The sequence below is a fragment of the Dietzia sp. genome, assembly GCF_036741115.1.
Classification (GTDB): domain Bacteria; phylum Actinomycetota; class Actinomycetes; order Mycobacteriales; family Mycobacteriaceae; genus Dietzia.
The window spans coordinates 1-19,834 of record NZ_DAINST010000034.1; the positions used below are offsets into that span (position 1 = coordinate 1).

At 65.0% G+C, this 19,834-nt stretch carries 13 protein-coding genes; 8 read left to right on the plus strand and 5 right to left on the minus strand.

Translation table 11 applies throughout. The features are described from left to right. Positions 1-212 precede the first annotated feature (212 nt). Both V7E05_RS07030 and V7E05_RS07035 read right to left on the minus strand, forming a co-directional pair. Positions 213-524 carry a thiamine-binding protein gene (locus V7E05_RS07030; protein ID WP_333618959.1) on the minus strand — a complete coding sequence of 104 codons (312 nt, stop codon included), beginning with the start codon at positions 522-524 and terminating at the stop codon, positions 213-215. 13 nt (positions 525-537) lie between these two features. After that, on the minus strand, positions 538-720 hold the full coding sequence (locus V7E05_RS07035; protein ID WP_442891626.1) for a thiamine-binding protein: 183 nt from the start codon (positions 718-720) through the stop codon (positions 538-540). Positions 721-1,040: 320 nt separating this feature from the next. On the opposite strand from V7E05_RS07035, the gene V7E05_RS07040 reads away from it, so the two are divergent. After that, positions 1,041-4,535, plus strand: a complete 3,495-nt coding sequence (locus tag V7E05_RS07040) for a heterodisulfide reductase-related iron-sulfur binding cluster (protein ID WP_333618960.1) — start codon at positions 1,041-1,043, stop codon at positions 4,533-4,535. Between the two features lie 600 nt (positions 4,536-5,135). Here V7E05_RS07040 and V7E05_RS07045 read toward each other — a convergent pair. Further along, entirely contained in the window at positions 5,136-6,974 is a 1,839-nt protein-coding gene (locus tag V7E05_RS07045) for an NAD(P)/FAD-dependent oxidoreductase (RefSeq protein WP_333618961.1), read from the minus strand. A gap of 67 nt (positions 6,975-7,041) precedes the next feature. On the opposite strand from V7E05_RS07045, the gene V7E05_RS07050 reads away from it, so the two are divergent. The 4 genes from V7E05_RS07050 to V7E05_RS07065 all read left to right on the plus strand — a co-directional run bounded on the left by V7E05_RS07050 (position 7,042) and on the right by V7E05_RS07065 (position 14,381). Further along, a complete protein-coding gene (locus tag V7E05_RS07050) occupies positions 7,042-8,082 on the plus strand; it encodes a helix-turn-helix domain-containing protein (protein ID WP_333618962.1) in 1,041 nt (346 codons plus the stop codon). A 109-nt stretch (positions 8,083-8,191) separates the two neighbouring features. After that, the gene (locus tag V7E05_RS07055) at positions 8,192-10,834 is read left to right on the plus strand and encodes a YhgE/Pip domain-containing protein (RefSeq protein WP_333618963.1); all 2,643 of its coding nucleotides are present in this window, start codon (positions 8,192-8,194) and stop codon (positions 10,832-10,834) included. Continuing rightward, the gene (locus tag V7E05_RS07060; protein WP_333618964.1) at positions 10,831-13,017 is read left to right on the plus strand and encodes a YhgE/Pip domain-containing protein; all 2,187 of its coding nucleotides are present in this window, start codon (positions 10,831-10,833) and stop codon (positions 13,015-13,017) included. The genes V7E05_RS07055 and V7E05_RS07060 overlap by 4 nt, the downstream gene beginning before the upstream one ends. Before the next feature lie 101 nt (positions 13,018-13,118). Then, the gene (locus V7E05_RS07065) at positions 13,119-14,381 is read left to right on the plus strand and encodes a pyridoxal phosphate-dependent aminotransferase (RefSeq protein ID WP_333618965.1); all 1,263 of its coding nucleotides are present in this window, start codon (positions 13,119-13,121) and stop codon (positions 14,379-14,381) included. A gap of 38 nt (positions 14,382-14,419) precedes the next feature. On the opposite strand, the gene V7E05_RS07070 is transcribed toward V7E05_RS07065, so the two are convergent. Beyond that, a complete protein-coding gene (locus V7E05_RS07070) occupies positions 14,420-15,646 on the minus strand; it encodes a Fic family protein (RefSeq protein ID WP_333618966.1) in 1,227 nt (408 codons plus the stop codon). A gap of 212 nt (positions 15,647-15,858) precedes the next feature. On the opposite strand from V7E05_RS07070, the gene V7E05_RS07075 reads away from it, so the two are divergent. Together V7E05_RS07075 and V7E05_RS07080 are read left to right on the plus strand one after the other, a co-directional pair. Further along, complete coding sequence (locus V7E05_RS07075; RefSeq protein ID WP_333618967.1) at positions 15,859-16,278, plus strand: organic hydroperoxide resistance protein; 420 nt, start codon at positions 15,859-15,861, stop codon at positions 16,276-16,278. A gap of 86 nt (positions 16,279-16,364) precedes the next feature. Beyond that, complete coding sequence (locus V7E05_RS07080; protein WP_333618974.1) at positions 16,365-16,811, plus strand: ABC transporter permease; 447 nt, start codon at positions 16,365-16,367, stop codon at positions 16,809-16,811. Between the two features lie 56 nt (positions 16,812-16,867). On the opposite strand, the gene V7E05_RS07085 is transcribed toward V7E05_RS07080, so the two are convergent. Beyond that, a complete protein-coding gene (locus V7E05_RS07085; protein WP_442891628.1) occupies positions 16,868-17,836 on the minus strand; it encodes a TauD/TfdA dioxygenase family protein in 969 nt (322 codons plus the stop codon). A 323-nt stretch (positions 17,837-18,159) separates the two neighbouring features. On the opposite strand from V7E05_RS07085, the gene V7E05_RS07090 reads away from it, so the two are divergent. Beyond that, positions 18,160-19,830: an ABC transporter substrate-binding protein gene (locus tag V7E05_RS07090; protein ID WP_333618968.1), complete on the plus strand. Its 1,671-nt coding sequence runs from the start codon at positions 18,160-18,162 to the stop codon at positions 19,828-19,830. The last annotated feature ends 4 nt before the right edge of the window (positions 19,831-19,834 follow it).

The following is a 19,834-nucleotide window of genomic DNA, read 5'->3' on the forward strand; positions in this document are numbered from 1 at the left end:
ACTACAAGCGCACAGTTATCCTCGCCCGTCGAAAGAAGCGCGAGTCCATCCGCGAGATCGGAGCAACCACGGGCGTCTCCGTGGGGGCTGTGCTCGGCGTGGTATCCGAAGAAAAAGCCGGGGGCTCCTCGTCATGAGGGACGAGGAGGCCCATCGCATTGAGAGCACTTCCAGTTGAGGATCACCGTTTTGGACGGCTGCGGGAGCAGTTACTACTCATCCGATTCCGAGATCGCCTGTTCGAGCCGTTCGACCTTGGCGTCCAGCTCGCCCTCGTAGCCCGGACGAATGTCAGCCTTGATGACGAGAGAGACCCGCGAGCCGAATGGCTCAACGGCCTCTGTAGCACGCTTCACCACGCCGAAGACCTCGTCCCAGGCACCTTCAACCTCGGTGAACATGCTCGACGTCCTATTGGGCAAACCGGAGTCGCGGACGACCTTCACTGCGGCAGCGACAGCATCGTGGACTGATCCATCTTCGCGGCCAGTTCCGGACGGGGCAACCGAGAATGCAAGCAACATTGCGGTTCCCTCCTCAGATTCCTGCGGGCCGAATGAAAGACCCATGTCCGAGATCGACGATACTTGTGAACATCGACGTGGTCTCGTGGGGCAGCGCGGAGGCGCGAACGACGCGGATCGCCTCGGCCACCGCGGCGGACATCGAGCCGTCGGGTTCCGGCGCGGTAGCGGGCGCAATAGAGAACGCGAAGAGCATGCGCCAAGGCTATCCGCGGCCCCGGCGCGACGTGCGGTGTTCCAGCAGCTGAGGGCCGTCTCAGGTTTCCGCACCCCCGCTCGCGCCGTTTTCCTGCGAGAGCGCGAAAACCCTACCGCTGAGTTATAAATTTTCCCGCCCGTCGCATACGGTATTGACAGACAATTCTGCGCGGAGCCGTCCTGCCCGACCGGCGTTCGCGGCCAGGAAGTCTGGGATCGCGCCGCTGACGCCTTCGGGCGGCGGAGCGGCCCCGGCGACCCGACCGCGGAGGCCACCGGCGGTCCGTGCCGACACAGCTACGGAAGGCCGCTGTCCCTATGTCACCGGTGACTATCACCCTCGGAACCATCGGGGCCATCGTCAGCTTGTTCTGCTGGTGGTCCTTTATCAGTGGTGTGTTCCGGATGGTTTCGACCATCCGGCTCGGCCAGAAGGACGGGATGTCCAGGTGGACGCCGTTCTTCCCGCGCCTGTTCACGCTGATCAAGGAATTCATCGCGCACACGCGCATGATCCGCATCCGATCGGTGGGCATCCTCCACTGGCTGGTGATGGTCGGGTTCCTCCTCGGCGCCATCGTGTGGTTCGAGGCGTACATCCAGACGTTCAACCCCCACGGCGGCTGGCCGTGGCTGTCGAACCTCGCGATCTACCACTTCATCGACGAGCTCCTCGGCCTCGGCACGGTCATCGGCATCCTCGGGCTCATCATCATCCGGCAGATCAACAACCCGAACCGGGGCACAGGCCTCTCGCGCTTCACCGGCTCCGACTCGAAGGCCGCGTACTTCGTCGAGGCCGTCGTCCTCATCGAGGGCCTCGGCATGGTGTTCGTCAAGGCGGGCAAGCTAGCCCTCAAGTCCGCCGAGGGGGAGCACTGGCACGGGGCCACCGACTTCGTCACCGGGCCGCTTTCGGAGATCCTCCCCGCAAACGAGCTCATGGTCTCGCTGTTCGCGCTGGTCAAGCTCCTCTCGGGCATGATCTGGCTGTATGTCGTCGGCCGCAACGTCACGTGGGGCGTCGCCTGGCACCGTTTCGCCGCGTTCTTCAACATCTACTTCAAGCGCGAGGACTCCGGTCGTACCGCGCTGGGCGCCGTCAAGCCGATGACCCAGGACGGCGAGGCGCTCACCATGGAGAAGGTCGAGGAGATGGCCGAGGTCGAGGACGGCCCCGAGCCGCAGCTCGGCGTCGGCGCGATCGAGGACTTCTCGTGGAAGGGCTGGCTCGACTTCACCACCTGCACCGAGTGTGGCCGCTGCCAGTCGCAGTGCCCCGCGTGGAACACGGCGAAGCCTCTTTCCCCGAAGCTCGTCATCATGTCGCTGCGCGACCACGGCTACGCCAAGGCGCCGTATCTCATGGCCGGCGGCAAGCAGGAGATGGGCGAGGAGGTCGGCCTCGTCGATGCCGACGGCAACCCGGACGAGGCGAAGCTCTCCGCCATCCCCGAGGCCGCGCGCATCGAGGCGCAGCGCCCGCTTGTCGGTGAGACCGTCGAGGGAGACGTCGCTGCTTCCGGCATCATCGACCCCGAGGCGCTCTGGTCCTGCACCAACTGCGGCGCGTGTGTCGAGCAGTGCCCCGTGGACATCGAGCACGTCGATCACATCATCGACATGCGGCGTTACCAGGTGCTCCTTGAGTCGGACTTCCCGTCCGAGCTCGCCGGCCTGTTCAAGAACCTCGAGAACAAGGGCAACCCCTGGGGCCAGAACCAGAACGCCCGCCTCGACTGGACCAAGGCCCTCGATTTCGAGGTCCCCGTGATCGGCAAGGACGTCGAGGATCTCGGCGACACCGAGTACCTCTTCTGGGTCGGCTGCGCCGGCGCCTACGAGGACCGCGCGAAGAAGACCACACAGGCCGTGGCGACCCTGCTCCACTCGGCCGGCGTCTCCTACGCCGTGCTCGGCCAGGGCGAGACCTGCACCGGCGACTCGGCCCGCCGCGCGGGCAACGAGTTCCTCTTCCAGACGCTCGCGGAGCAGAACATCGAAACGATCAACGATGCGTTCGACGGCGTCGCCGAACCGGACCGGAAGATCGTCGTCACCTGCCCACACTGCCTCAACGCACTGAAGAACGAGTACGGGCCGTTCGGCGGCAAGTACAAGGTCGTCCACCACACGCAGCTCCTCAACCGCCTCGTGCGGGAGAAGCGTCTCGTGCCGGTGTCGTCCATGGGGCAGCAGAACGTCACGTACCACGATCCCTGCTTCCTCGGCCGTCACAACCAGGTGTACGAGCCCCCGCGCGAGCTCATTGAGGGCGCGGGCGCGAACCTGCGGGAGATGCCGCGCCACGGGCAGCGCTCGATGTGCTGTGGCGCCGGCGGCGCGCGCATGTGGATGGAAGAGAAGATCGGCAAGCGGATCAACATCGACCGCGTCGACGAGGCGCTGTCCACCGACCCCACGAAGATCGCGACCGGCTGCCCGTTCTGCCGCGTGATGCTCACCGACGGCACCACGGCCCAGACCGACGGCACGGAGAAGGAAGGCGAGGTCGAGGTCGTCGACGTCTCGCAGATGCTCGTCGACTCCATCACGCGTGACGGCGAACTTCCCGATCCCCATGCGGTCGAGTGGCTCGACGAGCGCGGCCCGGGTGTCCCGACCAAGGCAGAGCTCGAGGCTGCGGAGAACGAGAAGAAGAAGGCCGAGGAGGACAAGGCCGCTGCGGCGGAGGCCAAGGAGGCCGAGAAGCAGCCGAAGGCCGAGGACTCCGACACTGCGGAAGCCTCCGAAGCCGAGGCCGATTCGGATAAGTCCGGTTCGACTGCGGGCAAGGCTGCGGCTGGCGCGGCGGCCGGCGCCGCTGCCGGTGCTGGACTCGCCCTTGGCGGCAAGGCCGCGGCTCCGGGTGGCTCGAAGGCGCCTGCTCCGGGCGGAGCGAAGAAGGAAGAGTCCTCGTCGGACGAGGCCCCGGCTTCCGAGTCGAAGGGCGCGCCGAAGTCGGGTGGGCTCTCGCTCGGCGGCAAGGCCGCAGCTCCCGGCGGCTCCAAGGCGCCCGCTCCGGGCGGAGCGAAGAAGGAGACCCCGGCGGACGCCTCCGAGACGGGGGATTCGGAGTCGAAGGTCGACTCGGCTCAGCCCGAGAAGGCCGATGGCGACGAGGGCACCCCGGCGGCAGAGGCGCCGAAGTCCGGCGCCCCGAAGGCCGGCGGCGGGCTCGCACTCGGCGGAAAGGCCAAGGCTCCGGGCGCATCCAGCGCCCCGGCACCGGGCGCGTCGAAGGAGTCCGAGCCCACCGCGGACAACTCCGCTTCCGAGGCGGACGTAACGGCCGAGTCGGACGCTGAGCAGGAATCGGCCGAGTCCACCTCGAGTGAGTCCACCGAGTCCGCTACGTCCGAGGAAGCTTCGAAGGCCGAGGCTCCCGCCCAGACGGGTGGAGCGCCCAAGGCCGGAAGCGGTGGACTCTCGCTCGGCGGCAAGAGCGCGGGTGCACGGAAGTCTTCGGGTATCAAGATCGGCGGAGCCGCCGTCGGTGCCGGGGCTGGAGCCGCGGCAACAGCAGCGGCCACCGCGTCCGCATCCGAGAAGGCGGACGACGACGAAGGGGTCGCCGAGACCGAGTCCACCGAGGCAGAGTCCACCGGGACCGAGGCCCCCAAGGCAGAAGAGTCGGCCAGCGAGGCTCCTACCGAGGAGACGAAGGCTGACGAGGCTTCCACCGAGGATTCGGCCAACGAGGAAGCCGAAGGCTCCGCCGAGTCGGCTCCGGCCGAAGAGCCTTCCACCGAGAAGAAGACTTCGGGCAGCAAGGCCAAGAAGGCTGGCGGCTACGGGCTTTCGCTCGGATAATCCCGCCCGCCGCTAAGGAATCGGCCCGCGATCAGATGTTCTGATCGCGGGCCGATTCTCTTTTCTGGCGATGATCAACCTCAACGCTGTGCACGAACGTTGGGTCACTCTGGAGCACGACCACCTTGCGCCCCTACCGCCCGTGGGGCAACGATTCGATTCGAGTTACCGCTGACATCCCGCCCGGAGCTCATCCCCGAGGAATTCTGGCCTCCTGGCCATTAGCTATGCACTGGACCCGAGGGCCGAAGCGCACGAGTCTTCTCGGGTTCCTCTGGATCGACAGCGTTGTCATTCCCCGTTCCAATGCCACCGAAGTGGAAGGTGCACTGATCACCGCCGAGCGACACCAGCGATCTAGTCAATACCGTATTCACGCGGGACACCACGGCCCCAACTGGGCGTTACCTCGTCCATAGCCAGGCGCTCGTACCTGTCGACTGATTCCTCGAAAGACAGATGGGCGCCAGTCGAAACACCGCGCCCGGCCGATTTCACATAGGCGAGCCTGCGTGAAATCGGCCGGACAAGTCGAATTCGCGACGCTCACGCCAGAGGCCGAATCAACCTCACCACGCGAAGACACACCTTCGCCGAAAATCACTCCGTGTGGTGCACCTCCTGCAACCCGTACACCGGCGTCGAAATTCCTTCCATCCGGGCCTTAAGCTGCAGCGCCAGATACTTCGAGTAATGCCGCGACTGGTGCAGGTTGCCGCCGTGGATCCATAGCTGCTCGACATTCGTCGGCTTCCACATGTTGCGCAGCTCCCCTTCCCAAGGCCCCGGGTCGCGCTTTGTGTCCGAGCCGAAGCCCCACACCTTGCCCACGCGGTCGGCGACCTCGGGCGAGATGATGTCGGTGAGCCACTGATTCATCGAGCCATAACCGGTCGCATACACGATGAGATCCGCCGGCAGTCGCGTCCCATCATCCAACACGACCGCGTCGGACTCGATGCGTTCGACCTGCCCGCTCGCCAGCGCGACCTCGCGGTCGATAAGCAGTTGGCTCGCCCCGACGTCGATGTAGTATCCCGACCCCCTGCGCAGGTACTTCACGAACAGACCAGATCCGTCTTCGCCGAAGTCGAGATCGAATCCTACATCCCGCAACTGCTGGTAGAACTCGGCGTCACGCTCGGCCATCGCGTCGTACACCGGCTTTTGCGCGTTCGGCAGCAACGCATACGGCCACGAGGCGAACAGCATGTCCGCCTTTTCGGTCGTGACGCCGTTCGCCAGCGCCTCCTCGGAATACAGCGGCCCCAACCCGAGGTCCATGAGCGATTCGCTGCGCGAGATGTGCGTCGAGGACCGCTGCACCATCGTCACGTCCGCGCCCTTCTGCCACAGCGTCGCGCAAATGTCGTGCGCCGAATTGTTCGAGCCGATCACCACGGCGCGCTTGCCCTCGTAGTCCCCCTCGCCAGTGAACTCCGAGGAGTGACACTGCTGACCCGCGAACGAATCCGCCCCGGGGAACGACGGCGTGTTCGGGTACCCCGACACCCCGAGCGCGAACACGAGCTGGGTCGGCCGCAGCTCGATGTCCTCGCCGCGACGGTTGACGCGCACCTTCCACGTCCCAGCGGCCTCATCGAACTCCGCGCCCACGCATTCGGTGCCGGACCAGTAGTTGAGTTCCATGATGTCGGCGTAGTGCTCGAGCCAGTCACCAACCTTGTCCTTGGACGGGAACACCGGCCAGTCGTCGGGGAACGGCAGGTACGGCATGTGGTCGTACCACACCGGATCATGCAGGTGGAGGGACTTGTAGCGCTTGCGCCACGAGTCCCCGGCGCGCTCGTTGCGCTCGACGACGATCGTCGGCACGCCCGCCCGCTTAAGCCGCGCGGCGAGCCCGATGCCGCCCTGCCCGCCGCCGATGATCACGACGTACGGCTGCTCCGAATACCCCAGCGTCTCCTCGACTTCGCGCCGCCGCTCGAGCCACGTCTTCCGCTCGCGGGTGATCACGTGGTCGACGCCCTTATCGCGCGCCCGACCCTTGCGCTCCTCGAATCTCTTGAGCTCCTGCATCGTCGTGAGCAGCGTCCACGCCTTGCCGTCGCGCAGCCGCAGGTGTGCCCACCCGCGCGCCACCTCCGTCTCGAACGTTACCCACCCATCTATGACGCCGGAGTCCGCATTTGCAGGGTCGTCCCGTCGCCAGTTCCTCGGACGAACGTCCGCCAGACGGGACGTGAGCATGTCGCGGATGTCGTCGCGCCCCTCCATGGTCTTGAGATTCCAGGTGAACGCCACGAAGTCGCGCCAGAATCCGTCGGCCTCGAAGAGCTCGGCGGCACGTCCGACATCATTCGCGGCCAGCGCGGAGTCGAATTCCGCGAGCCACGAGTCGATGGCCTTGTCGGCCCCGGACCGGGGGTCGCCGGAGTCCGCGGTCTCGGTGGGGTTGATCTTGGTGTCGGTCATGTCCGCTCCTTCGCGTCTATACTGCCGGTTATGACGTAGCTCACACTGTGGATCCGAGGGGGTGGCAATGTCGTTGCATCCGGACCTGCGTTTCGCGGAGCCCGAGGTGTTTGCGCGCCGCACGATCTCCGCGCACGAGGAGGCGCTCGCGGGAGGCCGGCCGGTCGATCTCGAACCGCGAGTTCTGCACGCGTGGAGACGCAGCGGGGATGCCGGAATTTCGCCGGAGCAGGAGCTTCCTTCGCATTTCCTCGGCGCGCCCGAGCTCGAGCAGGCACGCACGAGCACTCCCTTGCGGGCCGTCGCGGACGATGTCGTGGCCTCGCTGGCAGACACCTCGGCGGCCGGCCGGCACCTCGTCGTGCTCACCGATGCTCGTGGCTCGCTGTTGTGGAGATCCGGCTCTCCTGAGGCGTTGCGCCGCGCGGATTCGATCGCGTTCGCCGAGGGGGCGGACTGGTCGGAACGCGGGATCGGCGCCAACGGGATCTCGCTGGCCCTCGACTCCGGGCGGCTCTCCCACGCCACGGCAGGCGAGCATTTCGTTCGCGCCCACCATGGGTGGACATGCACGGCGGCGCCGATCCGCAATCGGGCGGGGTCCATCGTTGGGGTGCTCGATGTGTCGCTGCCCGTGCGCTTCGCGACGACCGAGGTGGTGTCCCTGGTGCGCTGCGGCGCCCGGCTCGCCGAAACCCTGCTAGCGCAGCATTTCGCGATTTCTGGCGCTGCAAATATAGAGCCCAATGGGAATCCGATTCGCCGAATTCGGCTTCTCGGCTGGCGGCCTGCGGTCGTCCGCGCCGATGGTTCGGAGGTAATTCTCAGCAAGCGCCGCGCAGAGCTACTCGCGCTGCTCGCCTCGCGCGAGGCGTGGACCGCGCGCGCCCTGGCCGAGGAACTCTACGGCGATGCGGGTGCGACGACGACCGTGCGCGGTGAGATCAAGCGCTTGCGCCAGCAGACCGGCGTGTCCATCGATTCCCAGCCCTACGCTTTGGCGCAGGCGGACCGTGCGTGTGTGGACTTCCTTTGCGCCGACGAGCCGGATGAGCTGCTGCCTGACTCGGAGGTTCCGGCGATCGTCGATCTTCGCTACGGAATATGACGAGCGGTGCTTTCGCGTTTCGATGACCTGGCCGATCCGCGAGCACGACGGGACCGAACGAGACGTGCTCAGTCCATTAGTCACCGAGCGTGAATGATACCGTTCAGGTGTGAAAACCTCGCTGAGCATCGTCACTCGTGACGCTCTTCGTCTCTGGCGTATCAGGAAAGTCTGGGTAATTGTCCTGGGAGTCATGATTACTCCAGCGTTTTACGCATGGGTCAACATTGCCGCGTTCTGGGACCCGTATGGCAATACTGAGAATATAAGTGTCGCCGTAGTGAATGAAGACCGAGGTGCCGGCTCGAAGCTGACCGGGGACTTGGACGTAGGCACTCAAATGATTGCTCAGTTGAAAAAGAATAATCAGCTCGGCTGGCAGTTCATGGACGCAGATTCTGCGAAACGCGCCGTGAATAGCGGCGACGTATTCGCCAGTGTCACCGTACCGCCCAGCTTCTCTGCCGATATCATCAGCATTTTCCAGGGCCGGTATTCTCAACCGACACTTCAATATGAGGTAAACGAGAAGACGAGCGCCATCGGTCCGAAAATCACGGACCAGGGCGCTACAGGCATCGAGAATCAAATCAATTCCGCGTTCAAGGAGCAAGTGTCGAATGCAATTACGGCCGAGCTGCGGAAGTCGGGTGGCGAGCTATCAACGACGCTCAACAACACCAGCGATAGCGCCGCGGATAGTCTGACCGAAACCGCGGAGTCTCTACGCTCGGCACAAGCCGATATCACAGCTGCGAAGAAAAGCGTAACCAGCGCAGGACCCACGATCGACGCGACCACGGACGCGTTGGAATCCGTTGACAAGACACTCGGTGACGCCGAAAGAGCACTGCGCCAGGTCCTAAATATTACCGGGGAGGTTCAGAGGAAGACGGCAGCCGTTTCCGACTCGGTGAACGCCGCATATTTTCAGGGCTCATCCAGTTTGAACGACGCGGTGACGTCCGCTATGAACGCCGTGTCCTCTGTGACCGGGGATCTGGAGAGCGCAGGCTCCGGTATCGACGACGCACTCGGTGGAGCGTCGGGGGTTGTGGACCAAAGCGATCGTGCCATCGATCAGCTGCAACAACTACTAGACGGTGGCGGAGGCACGACGGAGGCTGCTGCACCTCTTACCGACGCTCTCAACGGTCTACGTGAACGTAACGCCACGAATCGCCAGCTTGTCACTGACCTCACCGGGCTTAAGGATGCTGCCTCGGACACTGCGGGTACCGTGACCGCAGCGGCGAACGCACTAGAAAATGCGACGCTGGCGACTCGCGATTCCTCAGACGACCTGCGTTCTTCCGTCGGAGAGACGCTGCCCGTCCTCAATTCCGCAATCAACGAGCTCAACGCCAGCGCAGGGGGATACTCCTCCGCGCTCGCTTCTCAGCAGACCCTGGTCCGCGAGTCGATTGGTTTGCTCGACGGAACCGGCCGGCAACTTTCCGCGGCCAATGGCGTTCTCGATAGCTTTATCGGTGACCTTTCGGGTATCGAGGATGGCCTTCGCACAGCACAGTCGGACATACTTCTATTAAACGCGGCGTCCGGTGACGGCCCCCTGGGGACCGTTTCAAACCTGGACTCCGAAGGTATCTCACAGTTCTTCGCGTCTCCCGCCGAGGTGGTAAGCCACCCTGTCTTCCCCGTATCAAGCTACGGCTCAGGAATGGCCGCCTTGTTCACCAATCTCGCTCTGTGGGTCGGATCATTTATGCTCGTCGTACTTTTTCGGACCGAGGTGGACACAGCAGGTCTGAAACGAGCGTCGATCACCCAAGCTTATTCCGCGCGTTTCCTGCTCCTTGCGATCATCGCGGTCGGGCAGGCATTGGTCGTCTCGATCGGTAACCTCGTCCTCGATGTCCAGACAGTGAATCCCGTTGTTTTCGTTGCGACCTGCGCTCTGATCGGCCTCGCTTACTTGAGCATCGTGTTCGCTCTGGTCACGGCGTTTGGGCACATCGGCAGGGGGATCGCGGTGGTCCTGGCCTTCATCCAAATCCCCGGCGCGTCCGGGATATATCCCATCGAAATGGTTCCCGACTTCTTTCGAGACATCTATCCTTTCCTCCCGTTCACGTACGGGATCGGCGCCCTTCGCGAAACAATCGGCGGCTTCTACGGCACTCATTACTGGCACGATATGGGCTTGCTTGTGGGGATGGCTGCAGCTGCATTCGTATTCGGCACTCTTTTCCGTCGTGGTCTTTCACACGTCAAGGTATTGGTGCACACTCAACTCGCCGACGGCGGCTTAGTGGTACACGAGAAAGTTGAGTTGACGGGCAGTAAGTACCCCTTGTCGGATATCATTCACGCGCTCCGGGATCGCGACGACTTTCGCGAGAAAGTCGACCGTCGGTGGAAGCCTCTGCGTGATCACTATCCGGCCCTGCTGAGATCAGCCATTCTCATCGGGGTGGTTGGGGTGGTCATCCTCGTCTTCATCGCCCGCACACTTCCGGAACAAAAGGCAATCTTGTTCGGCCTGGTTTGCCTTTGGATTCTGGTTATCACGGCTTTCGTGTCGATCCTGGAGTACGCGCGGCACAGTTTCGCCCGCGCGCAACAGCTAGCCGACCTACCCGACGACGAGCTTCGCCGCGCAGTCACTTCGACCGGAACCGATGAAGAGCTCACCTACGCGGAAGAGGAATCCTCCACGAACAACAAACAATGCTCCTCCGAACGGGCGAGCACGAACCGGAGTGACGACAATACCGGCGGCGACTCATGAAAAGTATCCTGAGCATTATCGGGCAGGACTTTCGTTCGGCCCGGAACAGTGTCATGACCGCCGTCGTCATATTCGGTCTCACCATCGTTCCGTTGCTGTTCTCCTCATTCAACGTCCTCGCGAGCTGGGACCCGTTCAGCAATACGGACGAACTCAAGATTGCCGTGGCGAGTACAGACGAGGGTTACGAGAGCGATCTGCTCAAGCTTCGCGTGAACCTGGGCGACCAGGTGCTTTCCAAATTGAGCACGAACGACCAGATCGATTGGGTTATCACCAGCGAGGACGATGCGATCGAGGGGACAGAATCCGGTGAGTACTATGCCTCCATCGTGCTTCCGCCCACTTTCAGCGCTGACCTTCTGACGTTCTATGTCGAAGGAACCGATGCGACGAAGCTGGCGCTGTATACGAACGAGAAGAAGAACGCCCTCTCGACGAAAATCACGTCCCAGGGAGCGGACGGCGTGATCGATCAGATCAATTCGACGTTCACCCAGACCGTCAGCAACGTGGGTTTCGGACTGTTGACCTCGCTCGAGGACTTCTTGGAGAGCGACGACGTTAAAGACACTATTGACCGAATCGAGTCGAGGATCGGGGACACCGCCTCGCGGTTACACTCCGGCGCACAGACAGCACGGGCGTTCAATGGCCTCATCGACTCCAGTCTTCCGCTGGTGGAGGGCGCCGGAAACATCGTCAACGCCGCAGGCGAACAATTGGACGATCCAACCACCGATATCGGAAGCGGCTCTAGCGCGACCGAGAATCTCTCGTCTACATTGCGGGACACAGCGGCGTCGCTGGGGACCGGGCTACGCGCGACGAGCGAAAGCTACGAAACGGTGGGAAACCGAATCGACGAGCTCCTGGGTAGCGCCGACACCACCAGTACGAGCGCAGCGCAGACCTACGACACCCTCGCCCTAAGAGTGCAACAGCAAGCCGATGCACTCCGAAACCTACGCACCACACTCGATCAAGGAATCGGAGCGCAGCTCCCGGACCAGGCCAGACCCGGATACGACCGCGTGATGACGCGCCTCAACTCGGCAGTGGACAAGAGCCAGAACCTCCACGATGATTTTGCTCAATCCGCGAGGGACATCCGTTCGAGCAACGCATCAGCGCAGGACGTTCGCCAGGGGACGACCGCTGCAATTGCAGAGGCAAAGAACGCGGTCAACGATGCCGCGACCTCGTACCAGGAGAACCTCAGACCACAGCTCACGGATCTCGGCTCGTCCTTGCAGACGTTGGGCGACGATGTCACCTCGGTGAAGGAGGGTCTCGGGAGGGTCGGATCATCGATCGCCGACTCGCCCGGCTCGCTGTCGGGCTCCCTCGGTCGAGCGAGCGAAACCACCCGTGCTCTGGCGGACCGATTGGATTTACGCGCCGATCAGCTCACCGACCTCCAAGGCGAGGTTCGTATGGCGGGGGAGACAGGCGATCTCTCCAGAATTTCCGACCTCATCGGCTCGGACCCAGAAGCGCTGGCCGCAGAAATCGCCTCGCCGGTAGCAGTAGACCGACAAGCGGTGTATCCGGTGGCTAGTTTCGGCGCCGGCATGGCGCCGCTATACACGGTCCTCGCGCTTTGGATCGGCGCGCTACTTGCGGCGGTAATGCTCAATACCGGAATCGCCCCTGGAACCATCCCGGCCAGAGGATATACGCGTTCGCAGGCGTACCTGGGCAAGTTTGGGCTCTTCGCTTCAATCGGTTTTGCCCAGAGCACACTAGCGGTCCTCGGACTGCTGGTTTTCGTCGAAATCGGTGCTGTGCACCCGTTCTACCTCTTCATCTGCGGGTGGACGACCTCTCTGGTCTTCATGGCCACCACGTACACGCTTGTGCTGACATTCGGAAGTGTTGGCAAAGCACTATCGGTACTGATCCTGGTTTTTCAAGTGTCCGGAGCAGGCGGTTCATACCCCCTGCAGTTGTTACCTTCGTGGGCCGAGAATCTCAGTCCTTGGCTTCCCGCGACCCACGCAATTAACGCTATGCGGGCCGCGATCGCCGACATCTACCGCGCCGACATGTGGATCGAGCTGGGGCTCCTATGCCTTTTTGTGGTGCCGATCCTTTTCCTCGGGCTTACCCTTCGCAGAGTGTTCGAAGGCAACACCCAGAAAATGAGTGAGGCAATCGAATCGACAAAGGTCATGTCCTGAGTTCGGGGACACACGAGGATCGGAAGCGAAGTGGCACTCCGGACGTAATCGCCGCCGCTCACTACGCCGCTTGTTAGGGGCAAGTGGCAGAATCGATGGGTATGGCACCGAATCGCGCGGAAAACAGCACGTTCAGCGGTCACATGCTGCGGCCGTTGGACCAGTCGTCGAAACTCAAGAACGTCCTGTACGAGATCCGCGGACCGGTGTCGTCGCGGGCTGCGCAGCTCGAGCAAGAGGGCTACCGCATCCTCAAACTCAACACGGGTAATCCGGGGGTCTTTAATTTCGAGGCGCCCGACGTCATTATGCGGGACATGATCGCTGCGCTCCCCCACTCGCAGGGCTATTCCGAGTCCAAGGGCATTCTGTCGGCTCGGCGCGCGGTCTCCACGCGATACGAGCTGGAACCGGACTTCCCGCACCTGTCGGTCGACGACATCTTCCTTGGCAACGGCGTCTCCGAGCTGATCACGATGGTCACGCAGGCGCTCGTCGACAACGGCGACGAGATCCTCATCCCCGCGCCGGATTATCCGTTGTGGACCGCGGCCACGACGCTCGCCGGCGGCAAGGCGGTGCACTACCTCTGCGACGAGGCGAACAACTGGAACCCGGACATCGCCGACCTCGAGTCGAAGATCACAGACCGCACCAAGGCGCTCGTCATCATCAACCCGAACAACCCCACCGGCGCCGTCTATTCGCGCGAAATCCTCGAGCAGATGGTTGAGCTCGCGCGGAAGCACTCGCTGCTCCTGCTGTCGGACGAGATCTACGACCGAATCCTCTATGACGACGCACGCCACATCTCCACGGCGTCCCTCGCCCCCGACCTCCTCTGCCTCACCTTCAACGGCCTATCCAAGACGTACCGGGTCGCCGGGTACCGCGCCGGCTGGGTCGCGATCACGGGGCCCAAAGACCACGCCCGCGGATTCCTCGAGGGCATCGAGTTGCTCGCCGGGACCCGGCTGTGCCCGAACGTGCCCGCGCAGCACGCGATCCAGGTGGCGCTCGGCGGCTACCAGTCGATCGACGAGCTCACGCAGCCCGGCGGTCGCCTGCACACCCAGCGCGATATCACCTACGAGATGCTCAACGCCATGGACGGCGTCTCGTGCGTCAAGGCGAAGGCCGCGCTGTACGCGTTCCCGCGCCTCGACCCGAACGTCCACGAGATCCACGACGACCAGAAGTTCGCCTACGACCTGCTCGAGCGCGAGCGCATCCTGCTCACGCAGGGCACCGGGTTCAACTGGCCGACGCCGGACCACTTCCGGGTGGTCACGCTGCCCGACGAGCGGACGCTCGTCGACGCCCTCGATCGCCTCGGCAACTTCCTGGCGAGCTACCGGCAGTAGACGCCGAGAACGCGGCGAACCGGGCGGCGCCGCTCCCGTTACGGGCCCTGGCGCCTCCCCGACCTCTCCGCGAATGCGTCGTAGGCGGCGATCACCTCGGGCGCGCGCCAGATCCGATTGCGCCTCCGTCCACTCGTCTCGACGACGATGCCCGCCGTGGACAACGGCGCGAGCAGGCGAATCGCGTTACTCTTCGCGATGCCGAGCCGGGCGGAAAGCACGTCGGAATCGACGACCCCGAGCTCGGCCAGGACGTCGAGGACCTCCCACGCGCGGGAATCCCCGCGCATGCGGAGCGAACCCCTCCAGCTGGCGCGGATATCGTCGAGCTCGTCGAGGAGGACCGACACGTTGGCCGTGGCCTCGGCGGCCGCGGCGACAAACACGCGGATGATCGGCTCGACGTCGCCAGTCCTGTAGCTCTCCAGCGCGGCGAAGTACTCCTCGAGTCCGGAGAGCAGCCCGGCGGACAGCGGCAGCGCGGCCTCCGGCGCGACCCCATCCCGCTTGAACATCGCGTGGACCAGTGCCCGGCCGATGCGGCCGTTGCCGTCGGGAAACGGGTGAATCGTCTCGAACTGCGCGTGCGCGATCGCGGCGTGGGCCACCGCCGGTACGTCGTCCCGCAACGCGAAGCGGACGAGGTCCTCCATGAGCTCCGGGACCAGGGAGGCGTCCGGCGCGACGAAGTCGTCACCGACCGGCACGTGATGGCTCGTCCCGATCCACACGGGCGCGTCCCGCCATGCACCCGGACGGAAGCCGAGGGCGGGGCTCGCGGCATCCGCTTGCGAGGCGTCCGATGGCGAGGTATCCGCGCCGGCTAAGAGCACGCGGTGGGCGTCGAGGAGCGACTCCGTGCAGAGATTCTCCGCGGAATCGATGGCCGATTCCAGCGCTCGGACGTTGGCCACCACGAGGTCGGCGTTCCGCCGGCCGGACCGCCCCAGCGCGGCCTCGGCGATCGCCCGCGCTCCGGCCGTGATCGCCTCGATGCGCGAGCTCGACGCCGCCTCCGGCCGCAACAGGACCAGAGGGAGCGGGCTGCCGGTGGACACTGCGCGGTCGTGGCAGCGCCGCAGGGCCAACGCCGCGTCCTCGAGCTCCGCGCCGAGGGACCCCAGCTCGACGGCGCACCCGGCGATCTTCGGCGGGAGCAAGGCGGCGTAGTCCCCCGTCCGGCGCGCGCGTTCCCGCGCCGAACTGTTCGGCGTGCTCGGCGACCACGACCGCGTCTCCCACTGAACGGGTGGCCAGGTAATCATGCGCCGCCTGCCTTATACTCACTTAGGGACGTAAGTGAGCATAAGGCAGGCGGCCGTGCTCGGCTGGGCGGATGGCGGCCTCCGCCGTCATTCCCACCTGCACCGTTGCCGGGGCCGCGTCCGCGGAGGACTCTGGAAGGCACGTGCTGGCAGGCACGAACCGAGCTCGAACGGAGCACGGACCCGAGCACCCCAGAGACGAGGAGCGTTCCATGAAGCCGATCTACACCGCAGAGGCACTGAGCACCGGGGAAGGCCGCTCCGGGCACGTCCGATCGAGCGACGGCCACGTCGATTTCGACCTCACCCCACCCCGCGAGATGGAGGGCAGCGGCGAGGGGACCAACCCCGAACAGCTCTTCGCCGCCGGCTACTCCGCTTGCTTCCACTCCGCGCTGCTCGCCGTGGCGAAGCAGGCCGGCAAGGACCTCGGCGACTCGACGGTCGGCGCGCAGGTTTCGCTCGGGCGTGGCGAGGGCGGGTTCGACCTGGCGGTCACCCTCGAGGTCGTGATTCCCACCCTCGGCCACGACGAGGCACAGGAGCTCGCCGACAAGGCGCACCAGATGTGCCCGTACTCCCGCGCCACGCGCGGCAACATCCCGGTCGAAGTCACTGTCTCCGACGACTGAGGTAGGCGTCCGCGGGCCCTGCTCGTCGTGCCCTACCTTCGACGTAGCGGCACGGCGAGCATTGAGGCGATGACGTCGACCATCCGATCCCTCGGCATCGACGCGATCGGCTCCTCGCGCTCGTACAGACGGGCATCGCCGTCGGGGTGAGCGTGCTGTTCCTCGCCCTAGAGTTCGAGGGCAGCATCGCGCTGTTCGTGCTCGTCGCCGTGCTCGACGCGTTCGCCGGCACGGCGCTCGGGCTCCTCGTGAGCGCATTCGCACGGACGGAGTTCCAGTCCGTCCAGTTCATGCCCGTTCTGATCGTTCCTCAGATCTTCCTCTGCGGGCTGCTAGTCCCTCGGGATCAGCTCCCGAGGGTCCTCGAGTGGCTCTCCGACGTACTCCCACTCTCCTATGCGGTGTCGGCAATGAACATCCTGTCCACCTCCGCCGACGCCGACGGCGTGGCCGGGGAGATCGCTGTCGTCCTCGGTTTTATCGCGCTGTTCATCGTCCTCGGCGCCGCGACGCTGCGGCGCCGGACGCCGTAGGACGAGCTAGGACACTCCAGATCGCCTCGTGAACGTTCGATCCGCGAATGCCGGGCTTAGTCCTCCGCGATCGCGGCGGCGTCGCCGCGGAAGCCGACGAGCGGGCGAGGGGTGTCGATCACCGAGTACTCGGAGGCGTCGCCGCTGAGCACGCGCGACGGCCGACCGTCGACGCCCACGGGGACTGGGCCGGCGAGGGTCACGCGGTGGAGCTTGCGCTCGTGCTTGCCGAAGTCCGAGACGCCGTAGTGCTGGGTGCCCTGGTTGTCCCAGATGGCGAGGTCGCCGTATTTCCAGTCCCAGCGGAAGGTGTTGTCCGGCTTGATGATCCGCTCCTGGAAGATGCGGTACAGCTCGCTCGATTCGTAGGCGCGCAGCCCCACGAACTTCTTGACGAACTGGCCGAGAAGCAGCGAGCGCTCCCCGGTCTCGGGGCGCACGTGCACCACGGGGTGTTCCGTTTCGAAGGGCACGCGGACGAACTCCTCACGGCTGCCGAAATTCGTGCGCTTCGACTGCCCCTGCTCGGCGTAGTCGTAGTCGTTGGAGTGGACGGCACGAAGGTTCTCGGCGAGCACGCGAAGCGGCTCCGGGAGGGCCTCGTACGCCGCGACCGTGTTGGCCCACAGCGTCGCTCCGCCGTAGGGCGGGAGGACCTTCGGCCGGAGGATCGAGGCCTTGGGCACGCGGTCGACGAAGGTCACGTCGGTGTGCCAGGCATTGGCCGCGCCCTCGATCACGAGCCGGTCCCGTCCCGTCGAGTGCACCGTCGGGTGCGCGAGGGTCGGCGTGCCGAGGCGCTGCGCGAAGGCGTACTGCACCGCGTCGTCGACATGGAACTGGTTCTCGAAGACCACGACCTTGTGCTCGGCCAGCGCGGTACGGATCACGTCGATGTGGTCGGCGGGGAGGTCACCGGAGACGCGGACGCCCGAGATCACGGCGCCGAGGTTCTTGCCCAGCCGGCGCACCTTCGGCCCCTCGGGCTCGGCCTCCGTGCGCTGGTTGTGGAAGAGCTCCCCGATATTGTCGGGAACGTAGGTGCTGGTCGTCACCGTCATGTTTCTGCCTCCGCTCGTTCCGGCCGCGCCGCCGTGCGGCCCAAGCCCCGTAGGGCCAGGTAGGACCCGTAGACCGATCTGTCTACTTTATGGCGGCGATCGTAACCAGATCCCCCTTGCCGACCCCAGCCTTCGATCCACGCCGAATCGAAGAGCGGGCGGGGCCGCGTTCCGTTCACGGCGGTCCGAACCGTGGGAGGCCGAGCAGACAGAGTGGTCTACTTTTCGTCGATCTGCTCCCGACCCCGCCGGGTCCGGACACCCGACACGAGACACCGAGGACCACGATGCGAGAGAGCCGGGCGCCACTGGGCGGCCAAGATCTGGGCGGCCAAGATCTGGGCGGCCAAGATCTGGGCGGCCGAAACCCCGAGGTCCGAGAACGACGCGGCGCCGCCCGACAGCGCCGCACCCGCGCGCGCAAGGCCCTCCCCCTCGCCCTCGTCGCCGCCCTCGCCCTGACCGGCTGCACCTCCGCCGTCGCCGCCCGCAAGGACGCGGCCAGCGGCCAGCGCGTCGCCGGCGGGATCGTCCGCGTGGGCAGCGGCATCGACCTGCGTCCGGCGAGCATCTACAGCGGCGGGACGACCCCCGCCGCCACCATCACGGGCCTGGTCTTCGAGACGCTCACGCGCTACGAAAAAGACGACCTCACCCCTCGCCCCGTGCTCGCGAAATCGTGGCAGGTCTCGGATGACGGCAAGGCGATCTCGATCTCGCTCCGGGACGACGCGCGCTTCGCGGACGGGGCCTCGCTCACCGCCGCCGACGTGCAGGCGAGCTTCGAGAACTACGCGGACCCCTCGCACACCGGGCAGCTCGCCCGCGTCGCGCAGCAGATCTCCTCGTTCGAGATCCACGACGACCACGACATCACGTTCCACCTCGAGAACCAGATCAACAACCTCTTCGACCTCTTCGACCGCGTCCCCATCATCGAGCGGTCCACGATCGCCGATTTCAACGTCGGCAAGACGTTCAGCGGGACCGGGCCCTTCGAGTTCGATTCGTGGACCCCCGGCTCGTCCATCACCTTCTCCAGGAACCCGAACTACTGGGGCGAGCCGGCCACCATCGACGGCGTCGAGGTCGTGGTCACCCCCAACGAGCAGACCCTCGCCTCGCAGGTGCGATCCGGGCAGCTCGATCTCGTCGACGCGATCAATCCCCGCGATGCCGAGGCGTTCTCCTCGAGCCCGCTGTACCACGTCGAGGACAAGGTGGGCGCAGAGAACCTGGTCTACGCCGGATTCAACGTCAACGCGCCGGGCCTGCAGGACAAGCGCGTCCGGCAGGCTATCGCCTACGCCATCGACCGTCAGCGCATCCTCGACGAGGTCTACCGGGGGCGCGGCAGCACCGCGAGCCTGCCGTGGTCCCGCTACTCCCCGGCCTTCGACGCCCAGAAGAACGAGCGCTTCGGCCGCGACCTGGACAAGGCGCGGGAGCTCCTCGCCGAGGCCGGCCCGGTACCGCCCCAGACGCTCACGTACACCTCGAATTCCCTGCGCTACCAGAACATCGCGCAGATCATCCAGGCGAACCTCCGCGACATCGGCATCGACGTGACCCTCGAGCCCGTCGAGGCCACCGACCTGAGCACGAGGCTCACTGAGGGCAAGTTCTCGAGCATGTGGCTGCTCGAGCACTCCTTCGGGCAGTTCACCCCGTCGACTCTGGTCACGAGCGCCTTCCCCTTCAACTCGAAGAAGAACGCGTCGAACTTCCTCGACGCCGACTACGACTCCCACGTGGTGAAGTCCTGGCGCAACGCCGACCCCCTCGGGCCGGAATCGCGATCCTCGTACGCCGCGCTCAACGACGACTTCCTCGACGACGTCTTCCTCACCGATCTCGTGGCCCCCGAGATGCCCCTGCTCACCGGCTCGAACCTGCATGACGTCGACTGGCTCAAACGCGGGGAGATCAATCTGTCCCACGCGTACTTCACCCGCTGATCGG